The sequence below is a fragment of the Streptomyces varsoviensis genome (assembly GCF_000718635.1).
Classification (GTDB): domain Bacteria; phylum Actinomycetota; class Actinomycetes; order Streptomycetales; family Streptomycetaceae; genus Streptomyces; species Streptomyces varsoviensis.
Genome location: NZ_JOBF01000021.1, coordinates 102,849 through 119,490, shown reverse-complemented (window position 1 = coordinate 119,490; position 16,642 = coordinate 102,849). Strand labels below are relative to the sequence as shown.

Genomic DNA, 16,642 nt, shown 5'->3' with positions numbered 1-16,642 from the left:
CTCAACGTTCTGTGGGCCATGATCCGTGACGGACAGTATTACCAAGGTTCACCACCCGTCACGGCTGCGGCTTGACATCACGATTGGGAAGTCCTCTGCTGCTGGGGAGTGCCCTGCCAGTATCCGACCGGGGGCCCCGCGCCGTGCGGCGGGGGTGGTGGCACGCGCGTACGGACTGGTGAGCGGCGGTCGGCGGCCGGACCGCCCGCGTTTACCCGCTGTAGCGAGAATTGGCCGAAAGTCGTTCACGCTGCGCATGCGACCTACCACGCACAGCTCGCTTCGCTTTCCCTCACGTATTCGACACGTCTGCGATACGGCCGGGGACGAGTCCGGGCGCGGGCTCCATCTGGTCGAGGCGGTCGCGGAGGCCTGGGGGCCTGGCACCGGGGGTGCCTCGGCAGGACGGTCAAGACGGTATGGGCGGTTCTGGGCCCGCCCGCGGCAGGCGGAACGGCATGATCCGTATAGGGAGCCGATCTTTTGCCCGATTCGCCTGCGCGCGTGCGATCCCTGTGTTTAGGTGATGCGCATCACTGGGCGGAGGGGGCACGGGGATGCGTGGGGGCCGGTTATGGGCGAGTGTCTTATGCGCGGCCGTGGTGGCCGTGGGGGCGGGCGGCTGCCAGCTCGTCTCGCCCGACAAGAAGGACAAGGGGCCGATCAGGGTCGGCACGACCGACACGATCACCTCGCTCGACCCGGCCGGCGCGTACGACGCGGGCTCCTGGGAGCTCTTCAGCAACCTCTACCAGTCGTTGCTGACCTTCTCGCCCGGCTCCGACAAGCCCGTGCCCGACGCGGCCCGGAGCTGCGCCTTCCAGAACGCGGACTTACGGACGTACGTATGCGAACTGCGCGACGGGCTCACCTTCGCCGACGGCCGTGAGATGACGGCGGAGGACGTCAAGTACTCCTTCGACCGCATCCGGCGCATCAAGTCGCCCCAGGGGCCCGCCCCGCTGCTGACCACCCTCACCTCCGTGCAGGCGGCCGGCCGCCGGGTGCTCTTCCACCTCGGCGTCCCCGACGCCACCTTCCCGTTCAAGATCGCCACGGGCGCCGGGTCCATCGTCGACCCCCGGCGCTACCCCGCCGACCGGCTCCGCCCCGACAACCCCGACAACCCCGTCAGCGGCTCCGGGCCGTACGTGCTCAAGGAGTACGCGGCGGGCTCCACCGCCCGGCTCCAGCCCAACTCCCGCTACCGGGGCTCGATCAAGAGCGTCGGCGGCGATGTCACCGTGCGCTTCTTCTCCTCCCCGGCCAAGATGAGCCGTGCCTGGCGGGAGCGGGCCGTGGACGTCGTGGCCCGGCAGATGCCGCCCACCGACCTCGCGGCGCTCTCGCCCACCGACGACGACCTGCGGGTCATGGAGAACTCCGGGGCCGCCACCCGCTCCATGGTCTTCAACGTGCGCCCCGGCTCGCCGATGAAGGACCGCGCCGTGCGGCAGGCCATCGCCGCCGTCGTCGACCGCGAGACCATCGCCCGCGACGTGCACCACCGCACCGTCGAACCGCTCTTCTCCCTCATCCCGCGCGGCCTGACCGGCCACAGCACCCCCTTCTTCGACGCCTACCCGAAGCCTGACCCGGCCCGCGCCCGCGCCCTGCTGCGGGACGCCGGGATCACCACCCCGGTCCGCTTCGACCTCGCCTACTCCCAGGGCGCCGCCACCGGCGACGAGGCCGCGCTGCTGCGCGAGCAGCTTGAGGCCACCGGGCTGTTCAAGGTCGACACCCACTGGGTGGAGTGGAAGAAGTTCCAGGAGGGCTACGCCAAGGGGGAGTACGACGCCTACTGCGTCGGCTGGCTCGCCGACTTCCCCGACCCCGACACCTTCATCGCCCCGCTCGTCGGCGCGGACTCCTCCCTCCACTCCGGCTACCGCGACCCCCGCGTCGAGGAACTGATCCGCGCCACCGAACGCGAAGACCTGCGCGGCCGCACCGCCAAGAACTACCGCGCCATCCAGAAGACCATCGCCCAGGACGTCCCCATGCTGCCGCTCTGGCAGAAGAAAGACTATGTACTCAGCGGCAAGTCGATCTCCGGCACGCAGTACCTCTCGGACGGCACCAGCATCTGGCGGCTGTGGAAACTCAACCGGATCTGAGCCCGGGACGTGACATGACGTCACGTCACGGCGCGCGCCGTGATGGATCAGCGCGGGCCGCAGGCCAGGGACGGCGCGGCGGCCCGCCCGGGTATGAGTCCCCTCCCGGGCGCGGGCTCGGAGTCGGGCGCGGGCTCGGAGTCGGGCGCGGGCTCGGATTCGGGCGCGGGTGATTGCGGAAGCTTGGCTTCCGCGCCCGCTATGAGGAGACCCACGTCGCGCATAACCTCCGAGAACGCCAGGGCCGGAACGTCCGTCGGGGCGGCCGGGGCCCACGGGCCACGGGGGCCGCGTCGGCGCTCGAAGCGGAGCGGCCCCGTGGCGCAGAGCGCCGGGCGCGCCGGGCTGTCGGCCGGGTCGGGGCCGGCCCCGGCTTCGTACGGAGCCTCTTCCGGGCGTACCAGCTCCAGGGCCAGCCGGGCGCGCCAGAACTCGCCTTCCGCGCGCGGCGCGGCGTCCGGCCGGTCACCTGGGCGGGGGAGGTTCCGTACGGCCTCCGCCCGCCGCTCCGTGTCGCCGTAGCCGAGCCGGCCGCCCGTCCAACCGGCCCGTGCCATCAGCGCCTTCGCCGGTCCGTACCGCAGCAGGCGGCCGGTGAAGCGTATGGACTGTCCGGGTACGTCCCGCTCCGCCCGGCCAGGGCGATAGGCGTCGCGGAAGATCTGCGGGAACGGCTGTCCCAGCTCGCGCTCCGCCGACTCCTCGCGCCACACGCGCACTTCCTCGGCCCCGGCCCGTACCGGATGCCACAGCCGCAGCAGCGCGCCCGCCTCCACCCGGTCCGCCGTGCCGTCCGCGCCCGCCAGCGCCCAGCCGCCGCCCGTACGCTCCGGGAACCCGGCGGTCCACGCGCCGCCCGCGCCGTCGCTCGCCTCCCACAGCAGCGTACGGGCCACAGCGCCGGTCACCGGATGGTCGAGGCAGAGCCGGGCCCACTCCTCGGCGGACCAGACCGCGCCCCGGGCCAACTGGTCCGCGAGCCGGGCGCACTCGGCGGGCAGCAGCGCCCGCAGCCGCTTCAAGGCCGCCCGCAGCTCGGCCAGTTCCGCGCCGTACTCCGCGCGCAGCGCCTTCGGCGGGGACTTCAGGACCCGGCCCTCGGGCCCCCGGAAGGAGAGGGCGGCGTCGGTGGGGGAGACGGACAGCACCGCCGTGTACGGGCCGAGCCGCTCCTCGCGCATACCGCGCGCGTCCAGCCCCACGGTGGGCACCGGCCGCTCGGGAACCCGCCCGGGGGCGACGCCGCCGCGCGCGACGATTTCCTCCAGCGCCCGCTCCACGCCCTTGAGTACGGTGCGGTTGCGCACCCCGTCCCGCACCCGCGCCAACTCCTCGGCGGCCGGCTCCCCCTGGGCGCCGTCGAACGAGCCGAGCACGGCGACGGCGGCCGTCGCGATCCGCCCATGGCGGCACCGCCCGCCGGCACCGCCCAACCCGGCCCCGGCCCATAGAGCGACGGCCCCCACCAGGGCGACGATCCGGCCGGCGTACGCGACGTGATCGACGCGCCAGGGCCGTTCGCCCCGGTCTGCCGGGTTGGCGTTCTCGCCGTACGCGGCCTGGTCGCCGTACGCGGTCCGGTCGGCGTACGCGGCCTGCTCGCCCCGCTCGCCGTACGCGGCCTGCTCGACCTGCCCGTTAGGCCCACCGCCCGCCCGGACCCCACCGGCCTCCTGGGCCCCACCGCCCTCCCGGGCCTCCCGGGCGCCACGGGCCTCCCGCAACCCACGGCCCTCCCCGCCCCCGCCATGCCCCGCGGCCGTTACCCCGATCCGCCGCGCGCTCTCGGCCGCCGCCCACAACAGCCCTCGAACCAGCTCGCCGTTGCCCTCACCGGCGATGCCGCGCGCACCGGAGGGCAGTTGGTGCTCCTCTTGCGCCGCGATGCCCCGCAGCAGTGCCTCCACGGCCTCTTCGGCGCGTGGTGCGGCGCCCAGCAGTTCGGCGGCCGTACGCCGCCAGCGCCCGGTGGCCCGCCCGCCGGGGCCGGACACGCGGCGGCAGTGGGCCAGGAGGGCGGCCACGCCCGGGGAGGCGAGCAGCGCGGCGTGCGCGGCGCGCATCGCCGGGCCGTAGGCGTCGCCGTCGTCGAGGAGGTCCGGCGGCAGCCCGCCCGGCACCACGCTCTCTTCGCCCACCGCCATGTGCGCACCCCTCCCCGCTGCCGACCCCCGAACCCACCGGCCCGTACCGAACCGGCCCCGTACCCAAGACGATAGGCGGCACCACTGACAGTGCCGGGCGCCAGGTGGGCCGAGAGCTGCGTCGGGGCAGGTCAGGAGGGTTCGGCGGCCGGCAGGGACAGCACCATCGTCAGGCCGCCGCCCGGTGTGTCCTCCGGGGTGAGGGACCCGCCCATCGCCTCGGCCAGGCCGCGGGAGAGGGCGAGACCGAGCCCCAGGCCGGTCGAGTTGTCGGTGTCGCCGAGCCGTTGGAAGGGCAGGAACGCCCCCTTCCGGGCCGCGCCCGTAAGCCCTGGGCCCCGGTCCGTGACCCGCAGCTCCACCCGGTCCCCACGGGCCTCGGCGGACACCGAGACGGGGCGGCCGGCGGGGGAGTGGCGTACCGCGTTGGCCAGCAGATGGGCCAGCACGCGGGCCAGTTGGGCGGGGTCGGCGCGTACGGCGGGCGCGGCGGCCACGCCCCGTACGGTCACGTCGGCGTCCGGGAAGCGGTTCAGCACGGCGGGCAGCACTTCGCCCCAGCCGGTCGGGCGGGGGCGCAGCCGCAGCATGCCGGTCTGGAGCCGGCTCATGTCCACCAGATCGTCGACGAGCCGGCCCAGCCGGGCCAGCGACTCCTCGGTGGCGCTGAGGAGTTCGTCGCGCTCCTCGGGGCTGAAGTCGACGTCGCGGCTGCGCAGCGAACCGACCGCGGCGAGGGCGCCGGCGAGCGGCGTGCGCAGGTCGTGGCTGACGGCGGCCAGCATGGCGGTGCGCAACTGGTCGACGGCGTCGGGCGGCCGGTTCCGCGCCGGGTGGCATAAGGACTGCCCGTGGGCCTGTCCGTGCGCCGACCGGACGCCGAGCGCCCCAGGACCGGCCGCGGGGCCTGTCCGGGCCCCGGGGACCGCCCCGAGGGCGCCGTCGCCCGGCCGCCCTGCGGGGCGTCCCGGCATCAGAACCGATCCGGGAAGGCGCGCGCGAGGAGCAGGAGCCCGACCAGTACGGCCGCGATCACGAGACCGACGACGTTCTCTACAGTCACTGCGTACTCCATGCGTGAGGGTCCGGAGCCGGGGCGGGAAGCCGACTCCCGTAGCGCACCGCGCGCCACTGCCTATAGGGACCCCTGTTGACGGGCCTCTGGCGCGGATCGCGCACACCTTGACGCCAATTTGACGGACTTTCGCCCTAGAGGGTGACGCGAGTGCGGCGGACGGCCCGGTCCAACCGCACCGACGGGCCCTCTCATTACTGGCTTACGCTCTGGTCGGAGACGCGGGCGCCTGCTACGTTCGATGGTCTGGACCTGGCCCGATGGTTCGACGCGAGGGCGACACCCTCCCCATGCGGAACGTCGCGGTAGCTCCGGCCCGGCCGGCCACCGCCGTCCCGAACCATCGCCCGAACCCACCCGCCACGCCCGCTCGAACACGCCGGAGTACCACGTGCCCAGCCCATGGACCACCGTCGTCATATCCCCGCACTTCGACGACGCAGCCCTCTCCCTCGCCGGCTTCCTGCGCCGCGTCGACGGGCCCGCCGCGGTCGCCACCGTGCACGCCGGCGCCGCGCCGGCCGACCGCGAACTCTCCTACTGGGACTCGGTCTGCGGCTTCGTCTCGACCGCCGAGGCCCACCGCACGCGGCTCGCGGAGGACGCCCGCGCGTGCGCCCTGATGCGCGTCGACCAGGTGCTCCTGGACCACCCCGACGGCCCGTACCGGGACAGCGAACCCCTCACCGCGCTGACGGACTTCCTGGCGGGCCTGCCGCTCGCCACGCGCGTCCTGCTGCCGCTGGGCACCAACCAGCGCGACCACCGGGCCGTACGCGACCAAGGGCTCGCCGCCCTCGCCTCCCGCCCCGGCGCCGACGCCGCCACCACGCCGCGCCCCTGGGTCTACGCGGACCTCCCCTACTCCGGCGCCTCGGACCAATGGGGCACCGACCAGGCGTCGGCCGCCCTGGAACACAGCGACCGCGGCGACGCCTACCGCGACCTGAAGTCCCGCTACCGCCTCGACGTGATCCAGGACCTCCACCTGACCGACGAGGAGTGGATCGCCAAGCGCGAGGCCGTCATCTGCTACACCTCCCAGCTAGCCCCCGTAGCCGTAGACCACAAAGCCTTCCTCCGCCGCCCCGGCCCCCTCCAGTCCGAACTCATCTGGGAACTGACCTGACGATCACCGCGCCCGCGGCTGTCAGTGGAAGCCGAGCATCCCGGGTGAGTCGATGTCGACGGTCACCATGCCGGGCGGGTACGCGTCCTCGTGAGAAGTCAGCAGGATGGACATGCCCGTGAATTCGGGGCGCGGCAGGGCGCAGTACAGGGCGTGGCAGGTGTCCGGGGCGCCGTAGCCGTCGCGGAGCATCGTGCCGACGCTGACAGAGGCGACGGTGTCGAGAGCTTCGACGACGACGGAGGAGAGGGCGAGCACGCGGCGAGCGAGGTCGCCCTCCTGAGCCTCGGCCTGCATCAGGCACAGGGCGGGCACGCTCAGCCGGTCGCCGGGCGACTTCGCCATGTTGCCCGCCAGCAGGTTGAGGGTCTTGTGGCCACTGGCGAGCGCGCATACGGCGCTCGTGTCGAGAATGATCACGCGGCCGCACCAGGAGCGGACCGCGCCTTCTCCGCGGCGATCTTGTAGATGTTGCCGAGTACGTCGGGCGCCGCCTCGAACTCCTCTTCGCTGATGTCGACGCCGAGCAGCCGCCGTACGGCCTCCCGGTCGGCGATCAGCCGTGCGGCGCGCTGCTCGGCGGTCGGTTGCTCGGCGGCCAGGGCCTCGACCAGTTGGCCGATGCTCATGCCGCGCTCCTTCGCGAGCTCGGCGAGGTGGTCGCGGGTCTCCCGGGGTACCTGAATCGTCGTCGATGCCATAGCGCCACTATAGAACCCCTGTGGCGGCAGGGGCGTGCTTCCCCCGCACCCGAAAGTCCACTCAGCAAACGGCCCCCAGCAAAAGGCCCCGCCCCCGTCCGAAGACGGAGGCGGGGCCTCGGCGCGTACGAGCCGGACTCCGGGCGGAGCGGGCCGGGGACGGGCCCGGGGGCCGGGCGGAGCGCCCGTTGCCCGCACCCGGGCGGAGCTCAGAAGCGGCGGGTGATCAGGGCGCGCTTGACTTCCTGGATGGCCTTCGTGACCTCGATGCCGCGGGGGCACGCGTCGGTGCAGTTGAAGGTGGTGCGGCAGCGCCACACGCCGTCCTTGTCGTTGAGGATTTCGAGCCGCTGCTCGCCGCCCTCGTCGCGGGAGTCGAAGATGAAGCGGTGCGCGTTGACGATCGCCGCCGGGCCGAAGTACTGGCCGTCGTTCCAGAACACCGGGCACGAGGACGTGCACGCGGCGCACAGGATGCACTTGGTGGTGTCGTCGAAGCGCTCGCGGTCCTCGGCGCTCTGGCGGCGCTCGCGGGTCGGCTCGTTGCCCGTGGTGATCAGGAACGGCATGACGTCGCGGTACGCCTGGAAGAACGGCTCCATGTCGACCACGAGGTCCTTGAGGACCGTGAGCCCCTTTATGGCCTCGACCGTGATCGGCTTGTCCGGGTTGATGTCCTTGATCAGCGTCTTGCACGCGAGGCGGTTCTTGCCGTTGATGCGCATCGCGTCGGAGCCGCAGATGCCGTGCGCGCAGGAGCGCCGGAAGGTCAGCGTCCCGTCCAGCTCCCACTTGATCTTGTGGAGGGCGTCGAGGACCCGCTCCTTGGGGTCCATCTCCATCTGGAAGTCCTGCCAGGTGGCGTCCGCCGAGACCTCGGGGTTGAACCGGCGGATGCGGAAGGTGACCTTGATCAGGTGGCCCTGGTCGCCCTCCAGGTCGTCCAGCGACTTCGAGTGCTTCTCAAGGGTGGGGGTGCTCATCAGTACTTACGCTCCATCGGCTGGTAGCGGGTCTGCACGACCGGCTTGTAGTCGAGGCGGATCGTCTCTTTGCCGGAGGAGTCCGTCTCGCGGTACGCCATGGTGTGCCGCATGAAGTTGACGTCGTCGCGGTTGGGGTAGTCCTCGCGGTAGTGACCGCCGCGCGACTCCTTCCGCGCCAGCGCCGACACGGCCATGACCTCGGCCAGGTCGAGCAGGTTGCCCAGCTCGATGGCCTCCAGCAGGTCGGTGTTGAACCGCTTGCCCTTGTCCTGCACGGACACGTTCTTGTACCGCTCGCGCAGCTCGCCGATGGTCTCCACGGCGGTCTTGATCGTCTGCTCGGTGCGGAACACCATCACGTTGGCGTCCATGCACTCCTGGAGCGCCTTGCGCAGCTCGGTGACGCGCTCGGTGCCCGTCGAGTCGCGCAGGCTCTCCACCTGCGAGGCGACCAGCGACGCCGGGTCCTCGGGCAGCTCGACGAAGTCGTTCTTCGCCGCGTACTCGGCGGCGGCGATGCCGGCCCGGCGGCCGAAGACGTTGATGTCGAGGAGCGAGTTGGTGCCCAGCCGGTTGGCGCCGTGCACGGAGACACAGGCGACCTCGCCGGCGGCGTACAGGCCCGGCACGACGGTGGTGTTGTCGGCCAGCACCTCGCCCTCGACGTTGGTCGGGACGCCGCCCATGGCGTAGTGCGCGGTCGGCTGGATCGGGATCGGGTCCGTGTAGGGCTCGATGCCCAGGTACGTACGCGCGAACTCGGTGATGTCCGGGAGCTTGGCGTCGAGCTGCTCCGGCGGCAGGTGGGTCAGGTCCAGGTAGACGTGGTCGCCGTCGGGGCCGCAGCCGCGGCCCTCGCGGATCTCCGTGTAGATGGAGCGGGAGACCACGTCGCGCGAGGCGAGGTCCTTCATGACGGGCGCGTACTTCTCCATGAAGCGCTCGCCGTCCTTGTTGCGGAGGATGCCGCCCTCGCCGCGCGCGCCCTCGGTCAGGAGGATGCCCATCCGCCAGATGCCCGTCGGGTGGAACTGGAAGAACTCCATGTCCTCCAGCGGCAGCCCGCGCCGGTACGCGGCGGCCTGGCCGTCGCCGGTCAGGGTGTGCGCGTTGGAGGTCACCTTGAAGAACTTGCCGGTGCCGCCGGAGGCGAAGATGATCGCCTTCGCCTGGAAGACGTGGATCTCGCCGGTCGCCAGCTCGTACGCGACGACGCCGGCGGCCTTCTTGACCCCGTCGACATCCTGGAGCAGCAGGTCCAGGACGTAGAACTCGTTGTAGAACTCCACGCCCTCCTTGACGCAGTTCTGGTACAGCGTCTGGAGGATCATGTGGCCGGTGCGGTCCGAGGCGTAGCAGGACCGGCGGACGGGGGCCTCGCCGTGGTTACGGCTGTGGCCGCCGAAGCGTCGCTGGTCGATGGTGCCGTCGGGGGTCCGGTTGAACGGCAGGCCCATCCGCTCCAGGTCGAGGACCGAGTCGATGGCCTCCTTCGCCAGGATCTCGGCGGCGTCCTGGTCGACCAGGTAGTCGCCGCCCTTGATCGTGTCGAAGGTGTGCCACTCCCAGTTGTCCTCCTCGACGTTGGCGAGGGCGGCGGCCATGCCGCCCTGCGCCGCGCCGGTGTGGGAGCGGGTCGGGTAGAGCTTGGTCAGCACGGCGGTGCGGCTGCGCTTCGTCGACTCGATGGCCGCGCGCATGCCGGCGCCGCCGGCGCCGACGATCACGGTGTCGTACTTGTGAATCTTCATGGGTTAGGCCTCGGTCCCGGGGTCTACTGGATGTTCGGGTCGAAGGTGAAGATCACCAGCGTGCCCAGAAGGACGGTGAACACTGTGGCGGTGTAGAGCAGCATCTTCAGCCAGAAGCGGGTGTTGTCCCGCTGCGCGTAGTCGTTGATGACCGTGCGCAGGCCGTTGGCGCCGTGCAGCATCGCCAGCCACAGCATCGTGAGGTCCCACACCTGCCAGAACGGCGAGGCCCAGCGGCCGGCGACGAACGCGAAGCCGATCTTGGAGACGCCGCCGTCCAGAACGAGCTGGATCAGCAGGTGGCCGAGGACGAGGACGACCAGCACGATGCCGGACAGGCGCATGAAGAGCCAGCCGTACATCTCGAAGTTGGTGCGGGTCGACTTAGGGGTCTTCTTGGTACGCGCGCGGGGCGGCTCGATCACCGGAGCCGGGTGGTCCGCGTCGTACAGCGACACGGAGTCGTGCGGCGTTGTGGTCTCAGCGGAGGACATCTCAGCTCCCGAACAGCGTGCGCAGGGTGTGCTGCAGCACGGGGTAGAAAGCGCCGGCCATCAGCACGACCCAGACGCCGACGACGGTCCAGAGCAGGTGCTTCTGGTACTTCGGGCCCTTCGACCAGAAATCCACGGCGATGACCCGCAGGCCGTTGAGCGCGTGGAAGAGGATGGCGGCCACCAGGCCGTACTCCATCACGTTGACGATGGGCGTCTTGTACGTCGCTACGACGTCGTCGTACGCCTGGGGGGAGACGCGGACGAGAGCGGTGTCGAGGACGTGCACGAACAGGAAGAAGAAAATGAGGACGCCGGTGACTCGATGAGCCACCCAGGACCACATGCCTTCCCGGCCGCGGTACAGCGTTCCAGCCGGCACTGAAAACCCTCCGGGAGCGGGGATTGGGGGCTGCCGCCAGCTTCTAACAGGTAAGAGGAACACTGTCGGTCGGGCCCGGCCGGGTACGGTCCACCGGCCCTGGCCATCGTAGCGACGACGTGTCGGTTCGCTCGCCCGGGGTCCTTAGGTGTGATCAAACAGGCACGTACGGCGTACTGGGGAGGGGTGCGTACCGCCCTGGAAGCCCCATTTCGGCGCGTCCGTTCGTACGGGCGTTCGAGGCTGGTCGCCCTGTGCGTGGCGCGCCGCTCACGCGCCCGCGCACCGCTGGGTGTCCGGTACGGGGGTGGCCTCCGGTGCGGGCGCGGGGGGGGGGCGGTGATGGGGGGCCAGGGGAGTGCCTGGGGGGAGGGGGTGCCTGGGGAGGGGCGGGCGAGGGGGCGATCGAGTCGTCACCGTAGCGATGCGACTCGGCCACTGTCCGACGGATGTGCGAATTTCACCCGGACGTGAGGTCGTACGGGCGCGTAACTGACGGCTGAAGGGGCAACAGCCAATACCTTCGCCCCGAAGTGATCCAAATCATTCATACTCAGGAGGAAACGCGCCATGCGGTTGCCCCGCAGGATCAGCCGGACCGCGGCCGTGAGCGCCGCCGTCGCGGGTGCCGCAGTGATCGTGGCCGTCGTCGTGGCCCTCATCGTGTGGCCGGACGACGACGCTCCCACGAACCCGAGCGCGCCCGGCGTCACCAGCACGGCCAGCCCCAGCCCGGCCCCCACCGGCCCGCTGTCCAAGGCCCCCCGCACCATCCCGGCCGTACGCGACTTCGACGCCGCCCGCGGACCCGGCTGGCGGCCCTCGCCGTCCGGCCGCGTCATCGCCGACCCGCGCGGCCCGCTCGGCGAATCCGCCCGCGTCCTCGCCCGCGACCTCGACCTGAAGACCGCCTCCGGCCCCGCCCGCCGCGGCGACGTCGAGCTGCGCCTCGGCCATGACGGCGGCCCCGAGTCGTACACCATGGCCACCCGCGACGGCCGTGTGGTGATCACGGGCGCGGACGAGGCCGGCGCGTTCTACGGCACCCGCACCGTCGTCCAGGCCGTGCGCTCCGGCGGGCAGGTGCCGGAAGGGACCGTGCGGGACCGGCCCGACCGCCCCCAGCGCGGCCTCAACCTCGACATCGCCCGCAAGTTCTTCGACGCCGACTGGATCGAGGCCCGCCTCCGCGAGATGGCCGACCTCAAGCTCAACCAGCTCTGTCTGCACTTCTCCGACGACCAGGGCTTCCGCGTCGAGAGCGAGAGCCACCCCGAGATCGTCTCGGACCAGCACCTCACCAAGGACCAACTGCGCCACATCACCGACCTCGCCACCAGCCTGCACATCGAGGTCATCCCCGAGATCGACTCGCCCGGCCACCTCGGCGCGGTCTTCAAGGCCCACCCCGGCCTCCAGCTCCGCAAGGCATCCGGCGCCCCCGCCCCGGGCGCCGCGGACATCTCGGACAAGAAGGCCGCGCAGATCGTCGACGACCTGCTCCGCGAGTACGCCCCGCTGTTCCCCGGCCCGTACACGCACCTCGGGGGCGACGAGTACCTTGCCCTGATGGCCCGCGACCCCGAGGGCTCCTACCCCGGCCTCGCGGAGGCGGCCCGCGCCGAGTACGGGCCGGACGCCAAGGTCCAGGACCTGGCGACGGGGTGGCTCAACGACCGGGCGAAGACGGTGCGTTCCCTCGGCGGGAAGGCCAAGGTGTGGAACGACGGCGTGCACGCCGGCGGCGTCGTCACCGCCGACAAGAACCGCGAGGTCGAGTACTGGACCGGCACCGAGACGGGCGCCCGCGAACCGCTGGAGTACCTGAAGGAGGGCCGCAAACTCGTCAACCTCAACGACGAGTTCCTCTACTACGTGCTCGGCCAGCCCAACCAGTTCCGCTACCCCACCGGGCAGCGGATCTACGAGCGCTGGACGCCCGCCGTGCTGCGCGGCACCAAGCCCGTACCCGCCGCCATGGCCGGCCCGGACCGGGTGCTCGGCGGCCGGCTCGCGATCTGGGGCGACATCCCCGGCGCCCAGACCACCGAGCAGGTGGCGCGCGGCATCCGGCTGCCGCTGCGGGCCCTGTCCCAGAAGCTGTGGGACCCGCGCCGGCCCGAGCTGTCCTGGAAGGAGTTCACGGCGCTCGCGGACCGCGTGGAGCACTGACCGCTGAGCGCTGGCCGCTGAGCGCCGACCGCTGAGCACTGAGCGCGTCGAACACCGAGGGCGGTGGACGCCGAGCATCGAGAGCGGCGGACGCCGAGGGCTGGGAGCGACGGACGTCAAAGGCTGAGAGCGTCCGGACGCGGCACCCGTTTCAAGGCCCCGGACGGCCCCGGGCAGCCGCGAGGGTTGTCAGTATGGGAGACAACCAACGCGGATGCTCGCGCATCTAGCCATGGCGGAGTGCGCGTTCGCGCGCCCGCGCACCTGAACGAGGGCCGATGAAGATCGAATTTCTGATTCACAACGCGTACGGAATCGGCGGCACGATCCGCTCGACCGTCAACCTCGCCGCAGCACTCGCTGACCGGCACGACGTCCGCATCACCAGCGTCAACCGCCCGGCGGACGCCCCCGAGCTGACGATCGACCCCCGCGTCCCCGTCGCCCCCCTCGTCGACCTGCGCGAGGGCGCCGACACCGACGAGTACGCCGACCCGCTCAACCAGAAGCCCAGCGCCCTGTTCCGGGACGAACGGATCGACAACGGCCGGATGGCCGCCACCGCCCTGACCGACCAGCGCGTCGCCGCGCACCTCGCGGCCACCGACGCCGACGTCGTCATCGCCACCCGCCCCAAGCTCATCGGCTACCTCGCCGAGTACGGCAGCGACCGCTACCTCCGGCTCGGCCAGGAACACCTCACCCACGAGGCGCACGTACCCGAGCTGCACGAGGTGATGGACCCCGCCATCGCGGCCCTCGACGCGTTCGCCACCGTCTCGGAGGCCGACGCCGGGCACTACCGGGACGCCCTCCCCGACGCCCGCGCGCGCATCCTGTGCATCCCCAACGCCGTGCCCGCCCCCGCCGCCGACCCGGCCGACCTCGGCGCGGGCGCCACCCACACCATCGTCTCCGCCGGCCGCCTCGTCGCCGTCAAGCGCTACGACCGGCTCATCGCGGCCTTCGCCAAGGTCGCCGCCGAGCGCCCCGACTGGAACCTGCGGATCTACGGGCGCGGCCCCGCCAAGGCCAAGCTGCGCAAGCAGATCGAGCAGCTCGGGCTGTACGAGCGGGTGCTGCTCATGGGCGCCCGCTCGCCCATCGAGACCGAGTGGGCCAAGGGCTCCCTCGCCGCCGTCGCCTCCGACGCCGAGTCCTTCGGCATGACCATCGTCGAGGCCATGCACGCGGGCCTCCCCGTCGTCGCCACCGACTGCCCGTACGGCCCGCGCGAAATCCTCACCGACGGCACCGACGGCGTCCTGGTGCCCCTCGACGACTCCGACGCCGTCGACGCCTACGCCGACGCCCTCCTGCGACTCACCGGCGACGCTGAGCTGCGCCGCACGCTGGGCGCCGCCGCCCGCCGGACCGCCCACCGCTACGAGCCCGCCACCATCGCCGGCCGCTACGAGCAGCTTTTCGAGGAGCTGCGCCCCGGCTGCACGACCGCCGCACCGGCCAAGGGCGGGCTGCTGCGCGGCCTGTTCGGTGGCAAGTCCGGAGCGAAGGCCGGCGCGAAGTCCGGCGCGAAGTCCGGCGCCAAGAAGGTGGCCCCCGCCCACACCCCGTCCGACCCCAACCCCGGCGCGCGCTGCGCCGTGGAGAGCGACGGCACCCTGACCGTAGCCCTCCGCTCCGAGCAGCTCACCGCCGCCGACACCCACCTCCTGCTGCGCCACCGCGGCACCAAGGGGAAGGAGGCGCTGCGCGTCGAACTGCCCAAGCGCCGCGTGCCGGGCGAGCGCGTCGAGGTCCGCGTCGAACGGTCCGCGCACACCCTGGCCGAGGGCCGCTGGGACAGCTACGTGGAGCGCTCCGGCGACAAGACCCGCCGCCGCCTCAAGGCCGAACTCGTCGAGCAGAAGCGGCTGTTGAACCTCCCGCTCACCGAGACCGGCGACGGCGTCGGCCACTGGGTCCCGTACGAGACGAGCGACGGCTTCCTGGCCGTACGGACCTGGCAGCGCGCCGTGCACGCCGAGGCCGCCGAGGTGGTGGTCGGCGAGGACGGCATCACGGTCGCCGTGGACGTCGGCCCCGCGCTCGGCGGCAAGCGGCTCGGCGACGGCGCGGAGCTGATCGCCCGGCTGCGCGGCGGCGACGGCTCCGTCGGCGATGTGCGCGCGCCCGTCGAGGACCACCGCGGCTGCCTCCCGTACGAGCCGATGGCCGAGCGGCGCGGCGCCGAGGCCGACCTGTGGGACCTGTATGTACGGCCGTCCAAGGGCGCCGAACTCGTCCGCCTCGGCCGCCTCGGCGGCGACTTCGCCGACCGCAAGGGCATTGACACCTTCCCCGCCGCCACCCGCGGCGAGGCGCGGCTGCGCCCGTACTTCACGGTCACCAACGACCTGACCGTCTCGGTGAAGGACGCCGCCGACGACTCGGCGTGAGGCGTGGCCGGGCGCCGCCGAGGCGTCCGGCCGCTCACCCACGCCCAGGGCATCGAACTTCGCCGGGAGCGGCGGCAAGATGGACAGGTGCCGCCGCCCGGTGCGCGGACGCCGCGAGCCGAGAGCCGTGTGATCAAGGGAGATCAGGATGGGCTTCTGGGGCTACTTCGTCGTCGGCCGGAGCGACCGGGGGCTCGTCGAATGCGCCGTCTTCGACGAGAGCCGCGACCACCTGGAGCTCACCGAGGCGTTCGCGGACGGCTGGCAGCTCTGGCAGCACCCGCCCGAGCCCGAACTCGGCGACATCGACTCCCTCGTCCGCGGCCTCACCAAGGAAACCGGCGCCCCCGCCCTCGCCGCCTACGTCCTCGACAGCGAGTGCGCCGTCGTCGCCGCGGCCGGCCCCGCCGGCACCTCCTGGTCGGCCTGCCTGGGCCGCGCCGCCATGGCCCGCTACATGGAACAGAGCGAGATGGACATCGGCGAACTCTTCCTCACCCCCCGCGCCGCCGCCTCCCAAGGCGCGGCCTGGGCCGCCGCCGCGGGCCACATCGCCAACACCACCGCCCTCACCCGCGTCCTCGCCGCCGACCCCGACCCCTTCGTCGAGAACCTCTTCTACGACCTCCTCGCCGAACTCGGCATCGAAGACCTCGCCGACCCCGACGCGCCCGAGCAGCACCCCGGGGCGAACGGCGGGCGGGGTTCGGGCGGCTGACGCACCTCTCCTGATCACCGGCGCTGCGCTATCTGTCCAAATCGAGTATGCCGAGATCCGTCGAATTCACCCGCCGCTATGCCCACCCCCTGCTCCCCGGCGGCCTGCCCGGTCCGGTCGGCGCCACCGAGGTCGCCGATCCGGCCGCCCGGACGAAGCACGAGGTCGACGTCATCGCGTTGGCGGCGGGCGAGCGCCCACAGGCCCCCCGCGCCAGGATCGCGCTGCTGGGCGAGGCCAAGGCGACCGCCGCCCGCCGGGGCACCGGCGACCTCGAACGCCTGGAACGCATCCGCACCCTGCTCGCCGACCAGGGCCACGACACCACCGCCACCACCCTGGCCCTGTACTCCCTGCACGGCTTCTACCCGGACCTCACCGACCTGGCCGCCCGCCGCGACGACATCCTCCTGGTCGACCTGCCCACCCTCTACAACGGCTGACCCCCGGGCCCGCTCCTGCCCAGGTGGTGTCTCTGGTCGTCTCCAACCGCTGCTGGTCATGCGTTGCCCACGCCGCCGACGACCGGGCCGTCACCTGCGGGTTGAACGGCCCTACCGAGCGACCCCGC

Annotated in this window: 14 protein-coding genes and 1 pseudogene; 6 read left to right on the top strand and 9 right to left on the bottom strand. The window is 72.3% G+C overall.

The features are described from left to right. Window positions 1–557 precede the first annotated feature (557 nt). On the top strand, window positions 558–2,120 hold the full coding sequence (locus tag IF55_RS26750) for an ABC transporter substrate-binding protein (protein ID WP_030893244.1): 1,563 nt from the start codon (window positions 558–560) through the stop codon (window positions 2,118–2,120). A gap of 47 nt (window positions 2,121–2,167) precedes the next feature. Here IF55_RS26750 and IF55_RS26745 read toward each other — a convergent pair whose 3' ends face one another. From IF55_RS26745 to IF55_RS36455, 3 genes are all read right to left on the bottom strand, one after another. Continuing rightward, complete coding sequence (locus tag IF55_RS26745; RefSeq protein ID WP_030893246.1) at window positions 2,168–4,264, bottom strand: DUF4132 domain-containing protein; 2,097 nt, start codon at window positions 4,262–4,264, stop codon at window positions 2,168–2,170. Between the two features lie 131 nt (window positions 4,265–4,395). Then, entirely contained in the window at window positions 4,396–5,238 is an 843-nt protein-coding gene (locus tag IF55_RS26740) for an ATP-binding protein (RefSeq protein ID WP_078645250.1), read from the bottom strand. After that, a complete protein-coding gene (locus tag IF55_RS36455) occupies window positions 5,238–5,327 on the bottom strand; it encodes a hypothetical protein (RefSeq protein ID WP_037967594.1) in 90 nt (29 codons plus the stop codon). The genes IF55_RS26740 and IF55_RS36455 overlap by 1 nt, the downstream gene beginning before the upstream one ends. Window positions 5,328–5,730: 403 nt before the next feature. Here IF55_RS36455 and IF55_RS26730 point away from each other — a divergent pair, with 403 nt between their 5' ends. After that, entirely contained in the window at window positions 5,731–6,468 is a 738-nt protein-coding gene (locus IF55_RS26730) for a PIG-L deacetylase family protein (RefSeq protein ID WP_030893250.1), read from the top strand. A 21-nt stretch (window positions 6,469–6,489) separates the two neighbouring features. Here the strand turns inward: IF55_RS26730 and IF55_RS26725 are convergent, their stop codons facing one another. From IF55_RS26725 to sdhC, 6 genes are all read right to left on the bottom strand, one after another. Further along, window positions 6,490–6,888 carry a hypothetical protein gene (locus IF55_RS26725; RefSeq protein ID WP_030893253.1) on the bottom strand — a complete coding sequence of 133 codons (399 nt, stop codon included), beginning with the start codon at window positions 6,886–6,888 and terminating at the stop codon, window positions 6,490–6,492. Beyond that, entirely contained in the window at window positions 6,885–7,169 is a 285-nt protein-coding gene (locus IF55_RS26720; protein ID WP_030893254.1) for a ribbon-helix-helix protein, CopG family, read from the bottom strand. Before IF55_RS26720 ends, IF55_RS26725 begins: the two co-directional genes overlap by 4 nt. A 209-nt stretch (window positions 7,170–7,378) precedes the next feature. Next, entirely contained in the window at window positions 7,379–8,152 is a 774-nt protein-coding gene (locus IF55_RS26715) for a succinate dehydrogenase iron-sulfur subunit (RefSeq protein ID WP_030893256.1), read from the bottom strand. Further along, the gene (gene sdhA, locus IF55_RS26710; protein ID WP_030893258.1) at window positions 8,152–9,906 is read right to left on the bottom strand and encodes a succinate dehydrogenase flavoprotein subunit; all 1,755 of its coding nucleotides are present in this window, start codon (window positions 9,904–9,906) and stop codon (window positions 8,152–8,154) included. Before sdhA ends, IF55_RS26715 begins: the two co-directional genes overlap by 1 nt. Before the next feature lie 23 nt (window positions 9,907–9,929). Then, window positions 9,930–10,400 (bottom strand): succinate dehydrogenase hydrophobic membrane anchor subunit, encoded by a 471-nt coding sequence (locus tag IF55_RS26705; RefSeq protein WP_030893260.1) that lies wholly within the window; start codon window positions 10,398–10,400, stop codon window positions 9,930–9,932. Window position 10,401: 1 nt separating this feature from the next. Further along, complete coding sequence (sdhC, locus tag IF55_RS26700) at window positions 10,402–10,782, bottom strand: succinate dehydrogenase, cytochrome b556 subunit (RefSeq protein WP_030893262.1); 381 nt, start codon at window positions 10,780–10,782, stop codon at window positions 10,402–10,404. 570 nt (window positions 10,783–11,352) lie between these two features. On the opposite strand from sdhC, the gene IF55_RS26695 reads away from it, so the two are divergent. From IF55_RS26695 to IF55_RS26680, 4 genes and pseudogenes are all read left to right on the top strand, one after another. Next, on the top strand, window positions 11,353–12,954 hold the full coding sequence (locus IF55_RS26695; RefSeq protein WP_030887457.1) for a beta-N-acetylhexosaminidase: 1,602 nt from the start codon (window positions 11,353–11,355) through the stop codon (window positions 12,952–12,954). Window positions 12,955–13,232: 278 nt separating this feature from the next. After that, window positions 13,233–15,353: a glycosyltransferase gene (locus IF55_RS26690; RefSeq protein ID WP_030887454.1), complete on the top strand. Its 2,121-nt coding sequence runs from the start codon at window positions 13,233–13,235 to the stop codon at window positions 15,351–15,353. A gap of 148 nt (window positions 15,354–15,501) precedes the next feature. After that, a complete protein-coding gene (locus tag IF55_RS26685; RefSeq protein WP_048832490.1) occupies window positions 15,502–16,071 on the top strand; it encodes a hypothetical protein in 570 nt (189 codons plus the stop codon). A 62-nt stretch (window positions 16,072–16,133) separates the two neighbouring features. After that, window positions 16,134–16,514 (top strand): annotated as a pseudogene (locus tag IF55_RS26680) (ATP-binding protein); the annotation flags it as partial. Between the last annotated feature and the right edge of the window lie 128 nt (window positions 16,515–16,642).